The 14,682-nt window shown below is 66.6% G+C and carries 16 protein-coding genes; 12 read left to right on the top strand and 4 right to left on the bottom strand.

What is annotated here, in order from left to right; translation table 11 throughout:
* Positions 1–15 precede the first annotated feature (15 nt).
* From VARPA_RS09390 to VARPA_RS09375, 4 genes are read left to right on the top strand one after another with little or no spacing between them, the layout of a single operon-like run.
* Entirely contained in the window at positions 16–510 is a 495-nt protein-coding gene (locus VARPA_RS09390; protein ID WP_234974980.1) for a GNAT family N-acetyltransferase, read from the top strand.
* A gap of 25 nt (positions 511–535) precedes the next feature.
* Complete coding sequence (locus tag VARPA_RS09385; protein ID WP_013540319.1) at positions 536–925, top strand: VOC family protein; 390 nt, start codon at positions 536–538, stop codon at positions 923–925.
* Positions 922–1,347 (top strand): TfoX/Sxy family protein, encoded by a 426-nt coding sequence (locus tag VARPA_RS09380; protein ID WP_013540318.1) that lies wholly within the window; start codon positions 922–924, stop codon positions 1,345–1,347. The genes VARPA_RS09385 and VARPA_RS09380 overlap by 4 nt, the downstream gene beginning before the upstream one ends.
* A complete protein-coding gene (locus VARPA_RS09375; protein WP_013540317.1) occupies positions 1,344–1,964 on the top strand; it encodes a 3'-5' exonuclease in 621 nt (206 codons plus the stop codon). Before VARPA_RS09380 ends, VARPA_RS09375 begins: the two co-directional genes overlap by 4 nt.
* 12 nt (positions 1,965–1,976) lie before the next feature.
* On the opposite strand, the gene VARPA_RS09370 is transcribed toward VARPA_RS09375, so the two are convergent.
* Complete coding sequence (locus VARPA_RS09370; protein WP_013540316.1) at positions 1,977–2,705, bottom strand: alpha/beta fold hydrolase; 729 nt, start codon at positions 2,703–2,705, stop codon at positions 1,977–1,979.
* 164 nt (positions 2,706–2,869) lie between these two features.
* On the opposite strand from VARPA_RS09370, the gene VARPA_RS09365 reads away from it, so the two are divergent.
* From VARPA_RS09365 to VARPA_RS09345, 5 genes are read left to right on the top strand one after another with little or no spacing between them, the layout of a single operon-like run.
* Entirely contained in the window at positions 2,870–3,199 is a 330-nt protein-coding gene (locus VARPA_RS09365; RefSeq protein WP_013540315.1) for an ArsR/SmtB family transcription factor, read from the top strand.
* Between the two features lie 19 nt (positions 3,200–3,218).
* On the top strand, positions 3,219–4,511 hold the full coding sequence (locus VARPA_RS09360) for an arsenic transporter (protein ID WP_013540314.1): 1,293 nt from the start codon (positions 3,219–3,221) through the stop codon (positions 4,509–4,511).
* The gene (gene arsC / locus VARPA_RS09355) at positions 4,508–4,939 is read left to right on the top strand and encodes an arsenate reductase (glutaredoxin) (protein WP_013540313.1); all 432 of its coding nucleotides are present in this window, start codon (positions 4,508–4,510) and stop codon (positions 4,937–4,939) included. The genes VARPA_RS09360 and arsC overlap by 4 nt, the downstream gene beginning before the upstream one ends.
* Positions 4,923–5,645, top strand: a complete 723-nt coding sequence (gene arsH / locus VARPA_RS09350) for an arsenical resistance protein ArsH (RefSeq protein WP_013540312.1) — start codon at positions 4,923–4,925, stop codon at positions 5,643–5,645. The genes arsC and arsH overlap by 17 nt, the downstream gene beginning before the upstream one ends.
* Positions 5,646–5,661: 16 nt before the next feature.
* Positions 5,662–6,855, top strand: coding sequence for an MFS transporter (locus VARPA_RS09345; protein ID WP_013540311.1), 1,194 nt, complete (start codon positions 5,662–5,664; stop codon positions 6,853–6,855).
* A 2-nt stretch (positions 6,856–6,857) separates the two neighbouring features.
* Here VARPA_RS09345 and VARPA_RS09340 read toward each other — a convergent pair whose 3' ends face one another.
* The gene (locus VARPA_RS09340; RefSeq protein WP_041942835.1) at positions 6,858–7,850 is read right to left on the bottom strand and encodes a helix-turn-helix domain-containing protein; all 993 of its coding nucleotides are present in this window, start codon (positions 7,848–7,850) and stop codon (positions 6,858–6,860) included.
* Positions 7,851–7,990: 140 nt separating this feature from the next.
* Between VARPA_RS09340 and gnd the strand changes: the two genes are divergently transcribed.
* Entirely contained in the window at positions 7,991–9,412 is a 1,422-nt protein-coding gene (gene gnd, locus VARPA_RS09335; RefSeq protein ID WP_013540309.1) for a decarboxylating NADP(+)-dependent phosphogluconate dehydrogenase, read from the top strand.
* A gap of 4 nt (positions 9,413–9,416) precedes the next feature.
* Positions 9,417–9,974, top strand: coding sequence for a GNAT family N-acetyltransferase (locus VARPA_RS09330; protein WP_013540308.1), 558 nt, complete (start codon positions 9,417–9,419; stop codon positions 9,972–9,974).
* On the opposite strand, the gene VARPA_RS09325 is transcribed toward VARPA_RS09330, so the two are convergent.
* Entirely contained in the window at positions 9,971–10,411 is a 441-nt protein-coding gene (locus VARPA_RS09325; RefSeq protein ID WP_013540307.1) for a DUF2000 domain-containing protein, read from the bottom strand. The genes VARPA_RS09330 and VARPA_RS09325 overlap by 4 nt on opposite strands.
* Positions 10,408–11,175, bottom strand: a complete 768-nt coding sequence (locus VARPA_RS09320; protein ID WP_013540306.1) for a TetR/AcrR family transcriptional regulator — start codon at positions 11,173–11,175, stop codon at positions 10,408–10,410. The genes VARPA_RS09325 and VARPA_RS09320 overlap by 4 nt, the downstream gene beginning before the upstream one ends.
* A gap of 282 nt (positions 11,176–11,457) precedes the next feature.
* On the opposite strand from VARPA_RS09320, the gene VARPA_RS09315 reads away from it, so the two are divergent.
* Complete coding sequence (locus VARPA_RS09315; RefSeq protein WP_041942834.1) at positions 11,458–14,679, top strand: efflux RND transporter permease subunit; 3,222 nt, start codon at positions 11,458–11,460, stop codon at positions 14,677–14,679.
* The last annotated feature ends 3 nt before the right edge of the window (positions 14,680–14,682 follow it).

Below are 14,682 nucleotides of genomic sequence, written 5' to 3'. Positions count from 1 at the left end.
CGTATCATGAAACGCATGTCCGCCGCCCAAATCCCCGCCTTCCACCTGCGGTCGCGCGATGGCACCGCCGAAGAGAGCATCGTGTTGGCCGGCATCTGGCGGCGCGCATGGATCTCGGCCAACCGCAACGCCGCCTTCACCGAACCGATCTCGCACTGGCTCAAGCGCGTGCAGACCGAATTCGTGCCGCCGGCCGAAGTGGTGCTCGCGGAGCGCGATGGCCAGGTGCTCGCGTTCATGGTGCTGCTGGAGCGGCGCGAGTACGTGGCGCAACTCTTCGTCGAGCCGCACCTGCGCAACCAGGGCCTCGGGCAGGCGCTGCTCGATGAAGCCTGCGTGCGCATACCTACGGGATGGCGGCTCCATGTGGCCACCACCAACACCGCCGCACAGCGCTTCTACGAACGCTACGGCCTCGTGCGCGGCACGGTCGACCGGCATCCGACCAGCGGGCGCGAACGCATCGCCTACCATTGGTCGCCCTCGCGCCCGCCATGGCGGATTGGCTGAGCGGCCCTCACCTTCTTCTTGTGTCATGCGCATCGATCACATCGCACTCTGGACCACCGATCTCGAACGCTGCAAGCGCTTCTATGTCGATTACTTCGGCGCGACGGCCGGCGCGGGTTATGTGAATCCGGCCAAGGGTTTCGCCTCCTGCTTCCTGAGCCTGGGCGATGGCGCGCGCATCGAGGCGATGACGACGAGCACGCTCGCGCCCGTCGCCGCCGAGGCCGGCGCGCAGCGCATGGGCTGGACGCACCTGGCGATCAGCGTGGGCTCCGATGCCGCGGTCGATGCGCTCACGCAACGGCTGAAGGCCGACGGCTATCCGCTGCTCGACGGCCCGCGCCGCACCGGCGATGGCTACTACGAGAGCGTGGTGCTCGACCCCGACGGCAACCGCGTCGAGATCACCGCATGAGCGATTTCGTCCAGAGCCTGCACGAGGTCTTCGAGCGCCTCGGCCGCATCCAGACGCGCCGCATGTTCGGTGGCCACGGCGTGTGGCACGAGGGCCGCATGATCGCGCTCGTTTTCAAGGACACGCTGTACCTCAAGTCCGATGCCGGCAGCGCCGAGCATTTCGACCGGCTGAACCTGCCGCCCTTCACCTATGTGCGGCAGGGCAAGGAGATGCCGATGTCGTACCGGCAAGCCCCGGCCGACTTCTTCGAAGACCGTGAAGAAGCCGCGCGCTGGGGCCGCCTTGCCTACGAAGCCGCCTTGCGTTCGGGCCAGCCTCCGAAGCAGCCAAAGCCCAAGACCGCAGCGAAGAAAACCGCTGCGAAAAAGACACCCGCAAAGAAAGTCCCAGTGAAGACCAAGAAAGCAGCCTCTCGGTGAGCGACGACACCTCCTCCTCGTCGTCGTTGCAGCCCCTCCCCGAACGCGAGCAGATCCTCCTGCTCGAGCCCTTCGAGGGCCTGGACCTGAAGGACATCGTCGTCGTCACCACGCTGCAGGAGGCCGAACACGCGGCCGCCACCTTGCTGGCCGCCGGTGTCGCCGGCTTCGACACCGAATCCAAGCCCACCTTCGCGAAGAACGAAGTCTCGGGCGGACCGCACGTGGTGCAGTTCTCGACGCGCGACAGGGCCTGGCTCTTCCAGTTGCATCGCACCGAATGCAACCCGGTGGTCGCCGCCCTGATCGCCTCGACCGAATTGAAGAAGGTCGGCTTCGGCCTCTCGACCGATCTCACGCTGATCCGCAACCGCCTGAATATCGAGCCCGGCGCGGTGTACGACATCGACAACGAATTCCGCCGCCGCGGCTACCGCAAGTCGGTGGGCGTGAAGACGGCGGTGGCGCTGGTGTTCGACCGCCGCTTCATGAAGTCGCGCAAGGCGACCACCTCGAACTGGGCCAACAAGCAGCTGACGGAATCGCAGATCCGATACGCGGCGAACGATGCCTATGCGTCGATCCGCGTGTACGACGCGCTGTTTGCTGGCGATTGAATCCCCGAGGCTTCAGTCCCGCCCCGCCTCCAGGATCGCCTGCGCGAGCCGCGCAGGATTCGAGAAGAACATCTCGTGGCTGCCGGGGCACTCCACCAGCCTGAAAAGCCCCAGCCGCTCCGACAGGCGCGGATGCCACGGCAGGCTGTGCGGCAGCGCGATGTCCTGCTGGCAATTGACGTAGGACTTGCCGAGCGCAAGAGCGGCCAGCGGCTGCTTCAGCTGGATCTTGTCGGTGAAGGTGCGGTACGCGTGCGGGTTCAGCTTGTCGTAGGCGGCCTGCGCGAGTGCGAGGTCGGCATCGTTGATGAACGCATCGCGCCAGACCTCGAACGGCAAGGTCACGGCGTTGCCGTTCGCGCCGGCGATGGCGTCGAACATCGTGACGTAATGCGGCGGCACCATGTCGTTGAGCGATTCGCCATCGAGCGGCACGAAGGCGTTGATGTAGACCAGCCGCTTGAGCCGCTGCGCGATGCGGTCCGCCACGCCCGAGATCACCATGCCGCCATAGCTGTGGCCTGCGAGGCGCACTTCGGTCAGATCTTTCTCCTCGATGTAGCGCACGGCCGAGGCGATCGCGTCTTCGAGGCTGGTGATCGCGCGGTCGTCGCCCGGCCGGTTGCCTGCCAGCGTCGGGCAATGCACCGTGTGGCCGGCTTTGCGCATGTGATCGGCCACGGCTTCGATTTCGGCGCCGGTGTGCCAGGCGCCGTGGACGAGAACATAGGTGTCGGGCATGGGTGTCTCCTTCTTGGTTGGGGGTTTGAGGCAACGCGACTGTAGGAACGCGCATGCGCCATGGATGGCCGATCCGCGCCAGCGCAATGGCCGATTCGTGTCACGGGCAGGGTTGGCAGATCGGCAGGGTTGCCTTCATTCAATAATTCAAAGATACTTGAATAATGGAAGAAAACGACGTCGTCCGATCGCTGGCTGCCCTCGCCCAGCCTATTCGCCTTCGGGTATTCCGCTCCCTCGTGGTGGCCGGCCCCGCGGGCCTCACCCCCAGCGCGCTGACCGAGGCGCTGGAGGTTTCGGCCACTGGCCTGTCCTTCCATCTCAAGGAGCTCGTGCACGCAAGCCTGATCTCGCAGGAGCGACAGGGCCGCAACCTCATCTACCGCGCATCGTTCGAGCGGATGAATGCCCTGCAGGGCTACCTCAGCGAGAACTGCTGCGAAGGCGAAGCCTGCGCGGTCGACGGCAGCAAGGCCGCGGCCTGCAACTGCTGAGACAAGAGCCTTCGCCCGAATGCTGCCGGCCGTCCTGATCTTCGTCTTCACGCTCGTGCTCGTCATCTGGCAGCCGCGAGGCCTCGGCATCGGCTGGAGTGCATCGCTCGGCGCGGCGATCGCCCTGTTCTCCGGCGTGGTCCAGCTCGCCGACATCGCGGTCGTCTGGGGTATCGTGTGGAACGCGACCGCGACCTTCGTCGCCGTCATCCTCATCAGCCTGCTGCTCGACGAAGCGGGCTTCTTCGAATGGGCCGCGCTGCACGTGGCGCGATGGGGCGACGGACGCGGCCGGTTGCTCTTCGGATTCATCGTGCTGCTGGGCGCCGCGGTGTCGGCGCTCTTCGCCAACGACGGCGCGGCGCTGATCCTCACGCCCATCGTGATGGCGATGCTCGTCGCACTCGGCTTCACGCCCGCCGCCACGCTCGCGTTCGTGGTGGCGGCCGGCTTCATTGCCGACACGGCCAGCCTGCCGCTGGTCGTGTCGAACCTGGTGAACATCGTCTCGGCCGACTTCTTCGGGATCGGCTTCAACGCCTATGCGTCGGTGATGGTCCCTGTGAACCTCGCGGCGGTGGCCGCGAGCCTCGTGATGCTGATGCTGTACTTCCGCCGCGGCATTCCCGCGCGCTACGACGTGGCGCAGCTCAAGGCGCCGGCCGATGCGATCCGAGACCCCGCAACATTCCGCGCGGGCTGGGTCGTGCTGGTGCTGCTGCTCGTGGGCTTCTTCGGACTCGAACCGCTCGGCGTGCCGGTCAGCGCCGTGGCTGCCGCCGGTGCGGCGCTGCTGCTCGCGGTGGCTGCGCGCGGCCATGTCATCAGCACGCGCAAGGTGCTGCATGGCGCGCCATGGCAGATCGTCGTGTTCTCGCTCGGCATGTACCTCGTGGTCTACGGGCTGCGCAACGCGGGTCTCACGGCCCACATCGCCTCGCTGCTGAACGTGTTTGCGCAAGGCGGCGTCTGGGGCGCGGCCCTGGGCACAGGTTTTCTCGCCGCCGCGCTGTCTTCGGTGATGAACAACATGCCGACGGTGCTGGTCGGCGCTCTCTCCATCGATGCGTCGGGCGCGAGCGGCCTCGTGAAGGACGCGATGGTCTACGCCAACGTGATCGGCTGCGACCTCGGCCCGAAGATCACGCCCATCGGCAGCCTCGCCACGCTGCTCTGGCTGCATGTGCTCGAAAAGAAGGGCATGCGCATCGCCTGGGGCTATTACTTCAAGGTCGGCATCGTGCTGACCGTGCCGGTGTTGTTCGCGACGCTCGCGGCACTGGCCTTCCGGGTGAACCTCTCCCTGCCATGAACGACATCACCATCTATCACAACCCCGCCTGCGGCACGTCGCGCAACGTGCTCGCATTGATCCGCAACACCGGCGACGAGCCAAAGGTCGTCGAGTACCTGAAGACCCCGCCCGACCGCGCCACGCTGACAAGGCTGATTGCAGACATGGGCGTGCCGGTGCGCGAGGTACTGCGCCAGAAAGGAACGCCGTATGGCGAACTCGGCCTCGGCGATGCGAAGTGGAGCGACGAGCAGTTGATCGATTTCATGCTGCAGCATCCGATCCTCATCAACCGGCCGATCGTGGTGACGCCGCTTGCCACGCGCCTGTGCCGGCCTTCCGAAGCGGTGCTCGATATCCTGCCGCGACCGCAGCAAGGCGCGTTCACCAAGGAAGACGGCGAAGCCGTCATTGACGCAAAGGGCCAACGTGTCGCCAATCCTTGACGATCTACCCAACCTCGACGCCGGGGCCTTTCTCCAACCCGGGTTGCAGCAGTTGCTGCCGACAACGCGCGCAACGCATGCGCCGCGCATCCTGCTGCTCTACGGATCGCTGCGCGAGCGCTCCTACAGCCGCCTCCTGACCGAGGAAGCCGCGCGCCTGCTGCGCGCGATGGGCGCCGAGCCGCGCATCTACGACCCGCGCGGCCTGCCCCTGCCCGACAGCGAACCTGAAGACCACCCGAAGGTGCAGGAGCTGCGCGAGCTTGCGCAATGGTCCGAAGGCATGGTGTGGACATCGCCCGAACGCCACGGCGCGATGACCGGCATCATGAAAGCGCAGATCGACTGGATTCCGCTGGCCGTCGGCTCCGTGCGGCCCACGCAGGGAAAGACGCTCGCGGTGATGGAGGTGTCGGGGGGCTCGCAGTCGTTCAACGCGGTGAACCAGTTGCGCGTGCTCGGTCGCTGGATGCGCATGATCACGATCCCCAACCAGTCGTCGGTGGCGAAGGCCTTCCTCGAATTCGACGACGACGGGCGCATGAAGCCCTCGCCGTACTACGAGCGCGTGGTCGACGTGATGGAAGAGCTGGTGAAGTTCACGCTGCTCACGCGCGACTGCGCGGATTACCTGGTCGACCGCTACAGCGAGCGGCGCGAGAGTGCCGAAGCGTTGTCGAAGCGGGTCAACCTGCGCAGCATCTGAGCCAGGCGAGCCCGAGTTGCAAAGCAAGACCACGACGACGGTGATGCTGGGTGTGGCCCAGACCTTGGCGTGGGCTTCGTCGTACTACCTTCCCGCGGTGCTGGCCGGTGCCATCGGGAAAGACGTCGGCATCTCGGCATCCACCGTCTTCGGCGCCTTCTCGGTGGCACTGCTCGTTGCCGCCGGCATCGGACCCTGTGCCGGGCGGCTCATCGATCGCCTGGGCGGACGACCGGTGCTCATCGCCAGCAACTTGGTGTTCGCCGCGGGCTTGGCAGCGCTGAGCCAAGCCACGCATGGCAGCCATGTCTTCGTCGCCTGGGCGTTGATGGGCCTGGCCATGGGCAGCGGACTCTACGAGGCGGCGTTCGCCACCGTTGTACGCCTGCATGGACAGGATGCGCGGATAGCAATCACCGGCATCACCTTGCTCGCAGGCTTTGCGAGCACGGTAGGGTGGCCGTTGTCGGCCTATCTGGAAAGCACCGTGGGCTGGCGTGGGGCCTGTCTTGTGTGGGCGGCATTGCATCTGGTGGTCGGCCTTCCACTCAATGTGCTGCTGCCGCGCGTCGGCCGGACCGATCAGGCTTCGAAGGAGGCAACTGTCGCCGACCAGGGCGTGGGCGCCGACCTTGCCCCGGCGCAGCAGCGCCGCGCCGCGTTCCTGATGGCTTACGTCTTCGCAGTGACCTGGTTCATCAGCACGGCAATGGCCGCGCACCTGCCAGAACTGCTGCTGGCCAGCGGTGCTGCGCTGGGCGCGGCGGTCGGCATCGCCGCCTTGGTGGGACCGGCCCAGGTTGCGGGACGCGTGATCGAGTTCACTTTCCTTCGGCGCGCGCATCCGTTGTTGTCGGCCCGATTGGCAACACTCGCTCACCCGCTCGGTGCGCTCTGTCTAGGCATGCTCGGCGCATCGGCGGCCACGGCCTTCGCGGTGCTGCATGGCTTGGGAAACGGCATCCTGACCATCGCGATCGGGACGCTTCCGCTGTTGATCTTCGGCGCCAAGGGCTATGGGCAGCGACAAGGGCTTCTCATGGTGCCGGCGCGCATCGTTCAGGCCGGCGCACCCTTCTTGTTCGGGCTGGCGGTGGAACGGTGGCACGACGGGGCCTTGTGGTTCTCGGCGCTGCTCGGCCTGTCTGCCTTCCTGGCGCTCTGGATCATGGCGACGGACATGCGAAGGAAGGAACCCGCCTCGCCCTGACCTCAGGCACGAAGGCGCCGCAACTCCCCCGGCGTGCGCCCCAGGTGCCTCCGGCACTGCCGCACGAAATGCGAGGCATCGCAGAGCCCGACACGGAACCCGATCTCCGCGATGCTCAACCGGTCGAAGCGTGCATCGGCCAGCATGCGCTGCGCCACCTGCATGCGAAAGCCCGTGAGCGCGGTCGCGAAGGTGGTGGTGCCCTCGGCCAGGCAGCGGTGCAGGCTGCGCTCCGAAATGCCCAGCTCGCGCGCCACGCCCGCGGCCGTGAGGCCCGGCTCGGCATGGCGCTCGCGGACCGCGTCGAGCACGCGCCGGCGCAGGGCCGCGCGGCCGCCCTGGTCAGACGCCACTGTCGCCCCCGGCGTCTGCTGCCCGAACGCCAACGAGAGCAGGCCACCCAACTGGTCGGTCAGCAACGCCGGCATCAGCGGCGGCTTCGCGGCCGCCTCGGGCGTCAGTTGCTGGGCGAAGGCGCTGAGCACGCCGCCCCAGCCACTGCGCCCGTCGATGCGGCGCGCCACGAGGTCGCCGGCATCGGGCAGCCACGACTCGACCCAGGCGGTCGGCAACTCCAACGAAAGGGTGTCGGCCGATTGCAGGAAGTGAAACGCATAGCAACGCCGCGAGTCCACCAGCACCACGTCGCCCGGCAGCATGCGGGCGGAGCGCTCTTCCTGCACGGCCACCCACGGCGAATCGGTCTTGCAGAGCAGGTAGTAATAGTTGCTGCGGCTGTGGGCGATGGCGCGGCGCGTGCGGTAGACGTCCTGCGCGGTGCCGCGCACCCGGTTCACGCCGATGGAACCGAGCGGCGCGGATTCGAGCGTCGCGCCGAACGCGCCGGCCTCGGTGCTGGTCACGTCCATTTCGAGAAAGCCCTCGCAGACGGCGCCGATCCAGTAGTCCAGCCGCTGCGACGGCGGCACGGCGTCGGTCGACCAGGCGTGGATGGCGACGGGTGCGGAAGCAGCGGCGGTGGCGGCGGGGGTCATCCCGCCCAACATAGCCAGCCCGGGCCCGTTTGCCAAGCGGGTATAGACGCGCTCGGACGCCGCCCTCCGGTGGCCCCGGCACAATGACCGCCACATCCAACCGTCATCAACCGCATACCAAGGAAGGGCTCCGGGAAAACATGAGCAAGAAAAGCGATTTCGGACTGATCGGCCTGGCCGTCATGGGCCAGAACCTGGTGCTGAACGTGGAGAGCCGCGGCTTCCAGGTCAGCGTCTACAACCGCACCGAGGCCACGACCGAAGCCTTCATCGCCGACAACCCGGGCAAGAAGCTGGTCGGCGCGAAGACGCTCGAAGAGTTCGTCCAGAGCCTCGCCAAACCCCGCAAGATCCAGATCATGGTCAAGGCCGGCGCGCCGGTGGACCAGGTGATCAAACAACTCATTCCGCTGCTGGAGAAGGACGACATCGTCATCGACGGCGGCAACAGCCTCTACACCGACACCGAGCGACGCGACGCGTACCTGAGCAGCAAGGGCCTGCGCTTCATCGGCGCGGGCGTCTCGGGCGGCGAGGAAGGCGCGCGCAAGGGGCCCTCGATCATGCCGGGCGGCCCGCTTTCCACCTGGGAGGTGATGAAGCCGATCTTCGAGAGCATCGCGGCCAAGGTGGACGGCGAGCCTTGCGTCATTCACATCGGCCCGGGCGGCGCGGGCCACTACGTGAAGATGGTGCACAACGGCATCGAGTACGGCGACATGCAGCTCATCTGCGAGGCCTACAGCCTGTTCAAGGCGGCAGGCTTCACGACCGAAGAGATGGCCGCCATCTTCAACGAGTGGAACGACGGCGAGCTGCAGAGCTACCTCATCCAGATCACCGCCAAGGCGCTGGAGCAGAAGGACCCCGAAACGGGCAAGCCCATCGTCGACCTGATCCTCGACAAGGCCGGCCAGAAGGGCACGGGCCAGTGGACGCTCATCAACGCGGCAGAGAACGCGGTGGTGATCAGCACCATCAACGCCGCCGTCGAGGCGCGTGTGCTCTCGTCGCAGAAGAAGGCGCGCGTGGCCGCCAGCAAGGTGCTGCAGGGGCCGAAGGTCGAACTCTCTCTTGAGAAGAAGGCGCTGGTGGCCAAGGTGCACGACGCGCTCTATGCGTCGAAGGTCATCAGCTACACGCAGGGCTTCGACCTCATCAAGACGATGGGCGACAAGAAGGAATGGAAGCTCGACCTGGGCGGCATCGCGTCGATCTGGCGCGGCGGCTGCATCATCCGCGCGCGCTTTTTGAACCGCATCACCGACGCCTTCCGCACCGACCCGGCGCTGGCCAACCTGATGCTCGATCCGTTCTTCAAGGACCTGCTGAACCGCACGCAGCAGAACTGGCGCGAAGTGGTGGCGCTGGCGGTGAGCAACGGCATTCCGGTGCCGGCGTTCAGCGCCTCGCTCGCCTACTACGACAGCTACCGCACCGAGCGGCTGCCGGCGAACCTCTTGCAGGCGCAGCGCGACTTCTTCGGCGCGCACACCTACGAGCGCACCGACAAGCCCGAAGGCCAGTTCTTCCACACCGACTGGCCCGAAGTCATCGGCTGATGCCATGCCCGCCGTCGGCTACCCCAGTCACCTCATCGAGGACTGGCACCTCGCCGACGGCACGCACGTTCGCATCCGCCCGATCCACGCCGACGACCTGCCGATGCACACGGCGTTCGTCGCGGGTTTGTCGAACGAAACCGGCTATCACCGTCTCCTCTCGCCGCGCAAGCCCCAGCCCGACGAGCTCTGGCGCATGACCCACATCGACTACGACCGCGAGCTCGCGCTCATCGCGACCACCATGGTCGATGGCGCGGAGCAGCAGATGGGCGTGGTGCGCTATGTGCGCGGCGACACTCCCGATACAGCGCACGTCGCCGAATTCGCCGTCGTGATCGGCGATGCCTGGCAGCACCGCGGCGTTGCCATGAAGCTGATGCGCAAGCTGATCGACGCAGCCGCCGAAGCTGGCGTGAAGCAGCTGGCGGACATCACGCTCTACGACAACGTCGGCATGCTGGCGCTCGCGCGCAAGCTGGGGTTCAAGGTGCAGCGCGACCCGGGCAATCCGAACGTCACGCGGCTGCGGCTGGCGCTCGATGCGCCCGCGCGCTCCTAGCCAAGTAATCCGAGCTTCGACACCACCTTGCCCAGCGGCTTGCGCTCGCCGACGAGCGCCACCGCAACGTAGCGGAGCGCCTCCCCAGGCACCGCAGCCACGGCGTCGCCGAAGGCTGCGTAGTTGGTGGTCTGCTGGCCCTGCACCGGAAAGTCGACCACGTCGCATTCGGTGGTCGCCATGGCCTTGTGGCGCACCGCGGCCAGTTCCTCCTGGCTCGCGCCGAGCACGGCGATGCCGATGGGGATCAAGCCCGGATGCACGCCGCCCGACGCATCGAGCAGCGGCGCGCCGACAAGCCCCGGATGGCGCTGGCCCACGGTGAGCGCCACCACGGCTGCAGCGTTGGCGGCGAGCCCGGCGGGCAGTGCGTTGTCGACGACGATCACGCAGCGTTCGGGCACTGCGGGCGAAGGGGCAAGTACAGAGTCGTTCATGAAGAAGCCTTGCGAGGCGTGGGAGACGATGAAGGCGATGAAGGCGATGACGGCGACGAAGGGACGGCCGCGTCGAGCCGCCGCAGCGCATGGCCGACCTCGGCGCGGAACTGCGAGAGCGCATGCAGCGACGCATCGGCGGGCACGAAGGCGCTCCATAGCAGGTCGGTGAGCTGCGATGCGGTCTCCTCGATGTCGGGCTTCTTGCCGGAGACGACGTAGTCCCAGAGCACGTGCTCCATCGAGCCGAAGACCATGTCGCGCAGCAGCCGCAGCGGCACGCCCTCGCGCAGCTCGCCGGCTTCGCGTGCAGCGGCCAGCGCATGCATGAACGGCGCGGTGTAGCGGCGCTTGAGGTCGGCGATGACGCCGCCGAACGCCGCGTCGGCCGTGCGCCCTTCGCTCAGCACCAGCGCGCAGATGCCGGCGCCCTCGCCCATCAGGTTGACCAGGTGCTTGCGCACGACAAAGGCCAGTTGTGCGCGCAGGCCGTTGATCTGCGGCAGCTCGCGCTCGACCTCGCCGGAGATCTGGTCGTACCAGCGGCGGATGACCTCCAGGCACAGCTCGCGCTTGCTGCCGAAGTAGGTGAACACGGTGGCCTCGGAGACGCCCAGGCGCTGGGCGATCTCCAGCGTGGTGGCGCGCTCGAAGCCCTTCTCGGCGAAGACTTCCCTGGCTACCGCGAGCAGGCTCTCGATGCGGCGGCCGGATTTCTCGGTGCGTGCGGAACGCGGCGCACTGGCGATGTCGTCTCGAGGCATGGCGAATGAGTTTTTGAGTGTTGCTTAATCATATTTCACTCTCAATATCATTGCACACCATAATAAATTGAGCCTCGCTTAGATACCCTGGACTCGCTGCCGAAGATGAGCAACACGCCGAAAACTGCGGCCGGCGCTGCGCCCCCTGCACCTCGCAGCCACAAGCCGAACTGCGTCCACATGCGAGCTTTTGGTAAAGCGCCACACCAAAGAAATGGCGGGAGCAAACTTAAATCTACTTCCTTATGATGCGAAACCTTTTTCCGCCGGAAGCAGAGAGCCCTGTCCATGGTCCAGCTCGCGTTGCGTCGCCCTTACACCTTCATCGTCATGGCGATGCTGATCGTGCTGGCCACGCCTTTTGTCCTGGCACGCATGGCCACCGACATCTTTCCGGAGATCAACATCCCGGTGGTCAGCGTCATCTGGAACTACACGGGCCTGCCGGCCCAGGAGATGGGCCAGCGCATATCGGGCCAGGTCGAGCGAGGGCTCACCACCACGGTGAGCGACATCGAGCACATCGAATCGCAGTCGCTCGCGGGCGTGTCGATCATCAAGGTGTTCTTCCAGCCCACGGCCAACATCGAGATGGCGATCTCGCAGGTGGTGGCCTCCATGCAGGCGCAGGTGCGGCAGCTGCCGCCGGGCATCACGCCACCGCTGGTCATCAAGTATTCGGCCTCCAGCGTACCGGTGATCCAGCTGGCGCTCTCCAGCCCCACCCGGTCTGAAAACTCGCTCTTCGACGCCACCGTCAACCAGTTGCGCCCGCAGCTCATCACGGTGCCGGGCGCGGCCATTCCCTTTCCCTACGGCGGCAAGAACCGGCTGATCTCTGTCGACCTGGACACCCAGGCGATGCAGGCACGCGGCCTCGCGCCGTCGGACGTTGTGAACGCGATCAACACGCAGAACCTGATCCTGCCCTCGGGCACCGCCAAGTTCGGCGCCACTGAGTACGGCGTGCGCATGAACGGCTCGCCCGATGCCATCGCGGGACTCAACGACCTGCCGATCCGCACCGTGAACGGCGCCACCGTCTACGTGCGCGACGTGGCCTACGTGCGCGACGGCTTCTCGCCGCAGACCAACATCGTGCGCCAGGACGGCGTGCGCGGCGTGCTGCTGTCGGTGCTCAAGAACGGCGGCGCCTCCACGCTGGACATCGTGGCGAACATCCGCGCCATGCTGCCGATCGCCACGCAGTCGATGCCGCAGGACATCAAGGTCACGCCGCTCTTCGACCAGTCGGTGTTCGTGAAGGCGGCCGTCAAGGGCGTGGTGTTCGAGGCCATCCTGGCGGCCGCGCTCACGGCGGCGATGGTGCTGCTGTTCCTTGGCAACTGGCGCAGCACGCTCATCATCGGCCTCACGATTCCGCTGTCGATCCTGGCTTCGATCCTGGTGCTGTATTCGCTCGGCGAAACGCTCAACCTCATGACGCTGGGGGGCCTCGCGCTCTCGGTGGGCATATTGGTGGACCAGGCGATCGTGACCATCGAGAACATCGAGCGCCACCTGCACATGGGCACGCCGCTGCGGGAAGCCATCGAGGTCGGCGCCGGGGAGATCGGCAGCGCCGCCTTCGTTTCCACGCTGTGCATCTGCATCGTGTTCGTGCCGATGTTCTTTCTCTCGGGCGTGGCGCGCTTTTTGTTCGTGCCGCTGGCCGAGGCGGTGGTATTCGCGATGCTGGCTTCGTACCTGCTCTCGCGCACGCTGGTGCCGACGCTGGTGATGCTGCTGATGGGCGGCGTGCATGCGCAGCCGGTCGAGGGCAAGAAGCCGAGCGCACTGCAGCGCGTCTATCAGAGCTTCGATCGCCGCTTCGAACGCGTGCGCCGCGCCTACACGCTGCTGCTGTCGGTGGTGCTCTCCAAGCGCGGCGGTTTCATCGGTCTCTTCCTCGGCTTCTGCCTGCTCTCTTGTCTGCTGTACCCGGTGCTGGGCCGCGACTTCTTCCCGACCGTGGACGCCGGCCAGATCCGCCTGCACGTGCGTGCCCCCACTGGCACCCGCATCGAGGAAACAGCGCGCCTGACCGATCGCGTCGAAGTCGCCATCCGCGAGCTGGTGCCGGCCGACCAGCTCGAGACCATCCTGGACAACCTGGGCATTCCCAACAGCGGCATCAACCTCTCGTACAGCAACGCCGGCACCATCGGCACCTTCGACGCCGAACTGCTGCTATCGCTGAAGGACGGCCACCGGCCCACCGAGGAGTTCGTCACGCTGCTGCGCGCGGAGTTGCCCAAGCGATTTCCGGGCATCGAGTTCTTCTTCCAGCCCGCGGACATCGTCACGCAGATCCTGAACTTCGGCCTGCCCGCGGCCATCGACGTGCAGTTCAGCGGCGCCGACATCGCGGGCAACGCGGCGCGCGCGGCCGAGCTCACGAAAGCGATCAAGCAGATTCCGGGCGCGGTCGATGCACATGTGCATCAGCGGCTCGACGGCCCCAGCCTCAACCTGCAGATGGACCGCACGCGGCTGCAGCAGTACGGGCTCACGGCCGCCAACGTAGGGCAGAACGTACTGATCGCGCTCTCGGGCAGTTCGCAGACGGCGCCTGCCTTCTGGCTCAATCCGGTGAACGGCGTGGTCTACAGCATCGCGGTGCAGACGCCGCAATACAACATCGACTCGCTCGATTCGCTGCTCAACATTCCGGTGGGCACGGGCGGTACAGCGGCCGCAAGCGGCGCCTCGCAGCAGCTCCTCGGTAACCTGGTCGATGCGCAGGCGGCGCGCCAGCCGGCCGTGATGTCGCGCTACAACATCGCGCCGGTCATCGACGTCTACGTGAGCGTGCAGGGCACCGACCTTGCGAGCGTCGCCTCCAAGGTGCAGGTGCTGGTCGACGAGATGCGGCCCAAGCTCTCGCGCGGCAGCCAGGTCACCATCCGCGGGCAGGTGCAGACGATGCAGTCGTCGTTCATCGGCCTGGGCGTGGGGCTCGCGATGGCGATCGTGCTGGTGTACCTGCTGATCGTGGTCACCTTCCAGTCATGGCTCGATGCGGCCATCATCATCACCGCCCTGCCAGCGGCGCTCGCGGGCATCGCGTGGATGCTCTTCATCACCGGCACCACGCTGAGCGTGCCCGCTCTCACGGGCGCGATCATGACCATGGGCGTGGCCACGGCCAACTCCATCCTGCTGGTGTCGTTCGCCCGCGAACGGCTGCAGGCCGGCATTCCGCCGCTCTCGGCGGCGCTCGAAGGCGGCGCCACCCGCATCCGCCCGGTGCTGATGACGGCGCTGGCGATGATCATCGGCATGATCCCCATGGCCCTCGGCCTGGGCGAAGGCGCCGAGCAGAACGCGCCGCTCGGCCGCGCGGTCATCGGTGGCCTGCTTTTTGCCACGGTGTCGACATTGTTTTTCGTGCCCGCCGTGTTCGCGGGGGTGCACAGTCGGCTTGCGCATCGCAAGGCGGCACGCGAAGAAGCCGGCCATTCGGGTCACACGCCAGCGGGCGCAGCGCCCCAGGAGAACTGATTT

The sequence above is a fragment of the Variovorax paradoxus EPS genome, from assembly GCF_000184745.1.
Classification (GTDB): Bacteria; Pseudomonadota; Gammaproteobacteria; order Burkholderiales; family Burkholderiaceae_C; genus Variovorax; species Variovorax paradoxus_C.
This window is presented reverse-complemented; position numbering and strand designations above follow the sequence as displayed.

Excerpts from the sequence above, each read along its gene's own strand:
- VARPA_RS09320 (WP_013540306.1), bottom strand. The coding sequence starts at position 11,175 with ATGCCTCGAGACGACATCGCCAGTGCGCCGCGTTCCGCACGCACCGAG.
- VARPA_RS09380 (WP_013540318.1), top strand. The coding sequence starts at position 922 with ATGAGCGATTTCGTCCAGAGCCTGCACGAGGTCTTCGAGCGCCTCGGC.
- VARPA_RS09360 (WP_013540314.1), top strand. The coding sequence starts at position 3,219 with ATGCTGCCGGCCGTCCTGATCTTCGTCTTCACGCTCGTGCTCGTCATC.
- VARPA_RS09325 (WP_013540307.1), bottom strand. The coding sequence starts at position 10,411 with ATGAACGACTCTGTACTTGCCCCTTCGCCCGCAGTGCCCGAACGCTGC.
- VARPA_RS09340 (WP_041942835.1), bottom strand. The coding sequence starts at position 7,850 with ATGACCCCCGCCGCCACCGCCGCTGCTTCCGCACCCGTCGCCATCCAC.
- VARPA_RS09385 (WP_013540319.1), top strand. The coding sequence starts at position 536 with ATGCGCATCGATCACATCGCACTCTGGACCACCGATCTCGAACGCTGC.
- gnd (WP_013540309.1), top strand. The coding sequence starts at position 7,991 with ATGAGCAAGAAAAGCGATTTCGGACTGATCGGCCTGGCCGTCATGGGC.
- VARPA_RS09365 (WP_013540315.1), top strand. The coding sequence starts at position 2,870 with ATGGAAGAAAACGACGTCGTCCGATCGCTGGCTGCCCTCGCCCAGCCT.
- arsC (WP_013540313.1), top strand. The coding sequence starts at position 4,508 with ATGAACGACATCACCATCTATCACAACCCCGCCTGCGGCACGTCGCGC.
- VARPA_RS09370 (WP_013540316.1), bottom strand. The coding sequence starts at position 2,705 with ATGCCCGACACCTATGTTCTCGTCCACGGCGCCTGGCACACCGGCGCC.
- VARPA_RS09390 (WP_234974980.1), top strand. The coding sequence starts at position 16 with ATGTCCGCCGCCCAAATCCCCGCCTTCCACCTGCGGTCGCGCGATGGC.
- VARPA_RS09330 (WP_013540308.1), top strand. The coding sequence starts at position 9,417 with ATGCCCGCCGTCGGCTACCCCAGTCACCTCATCGAGGACTGGCACCTC.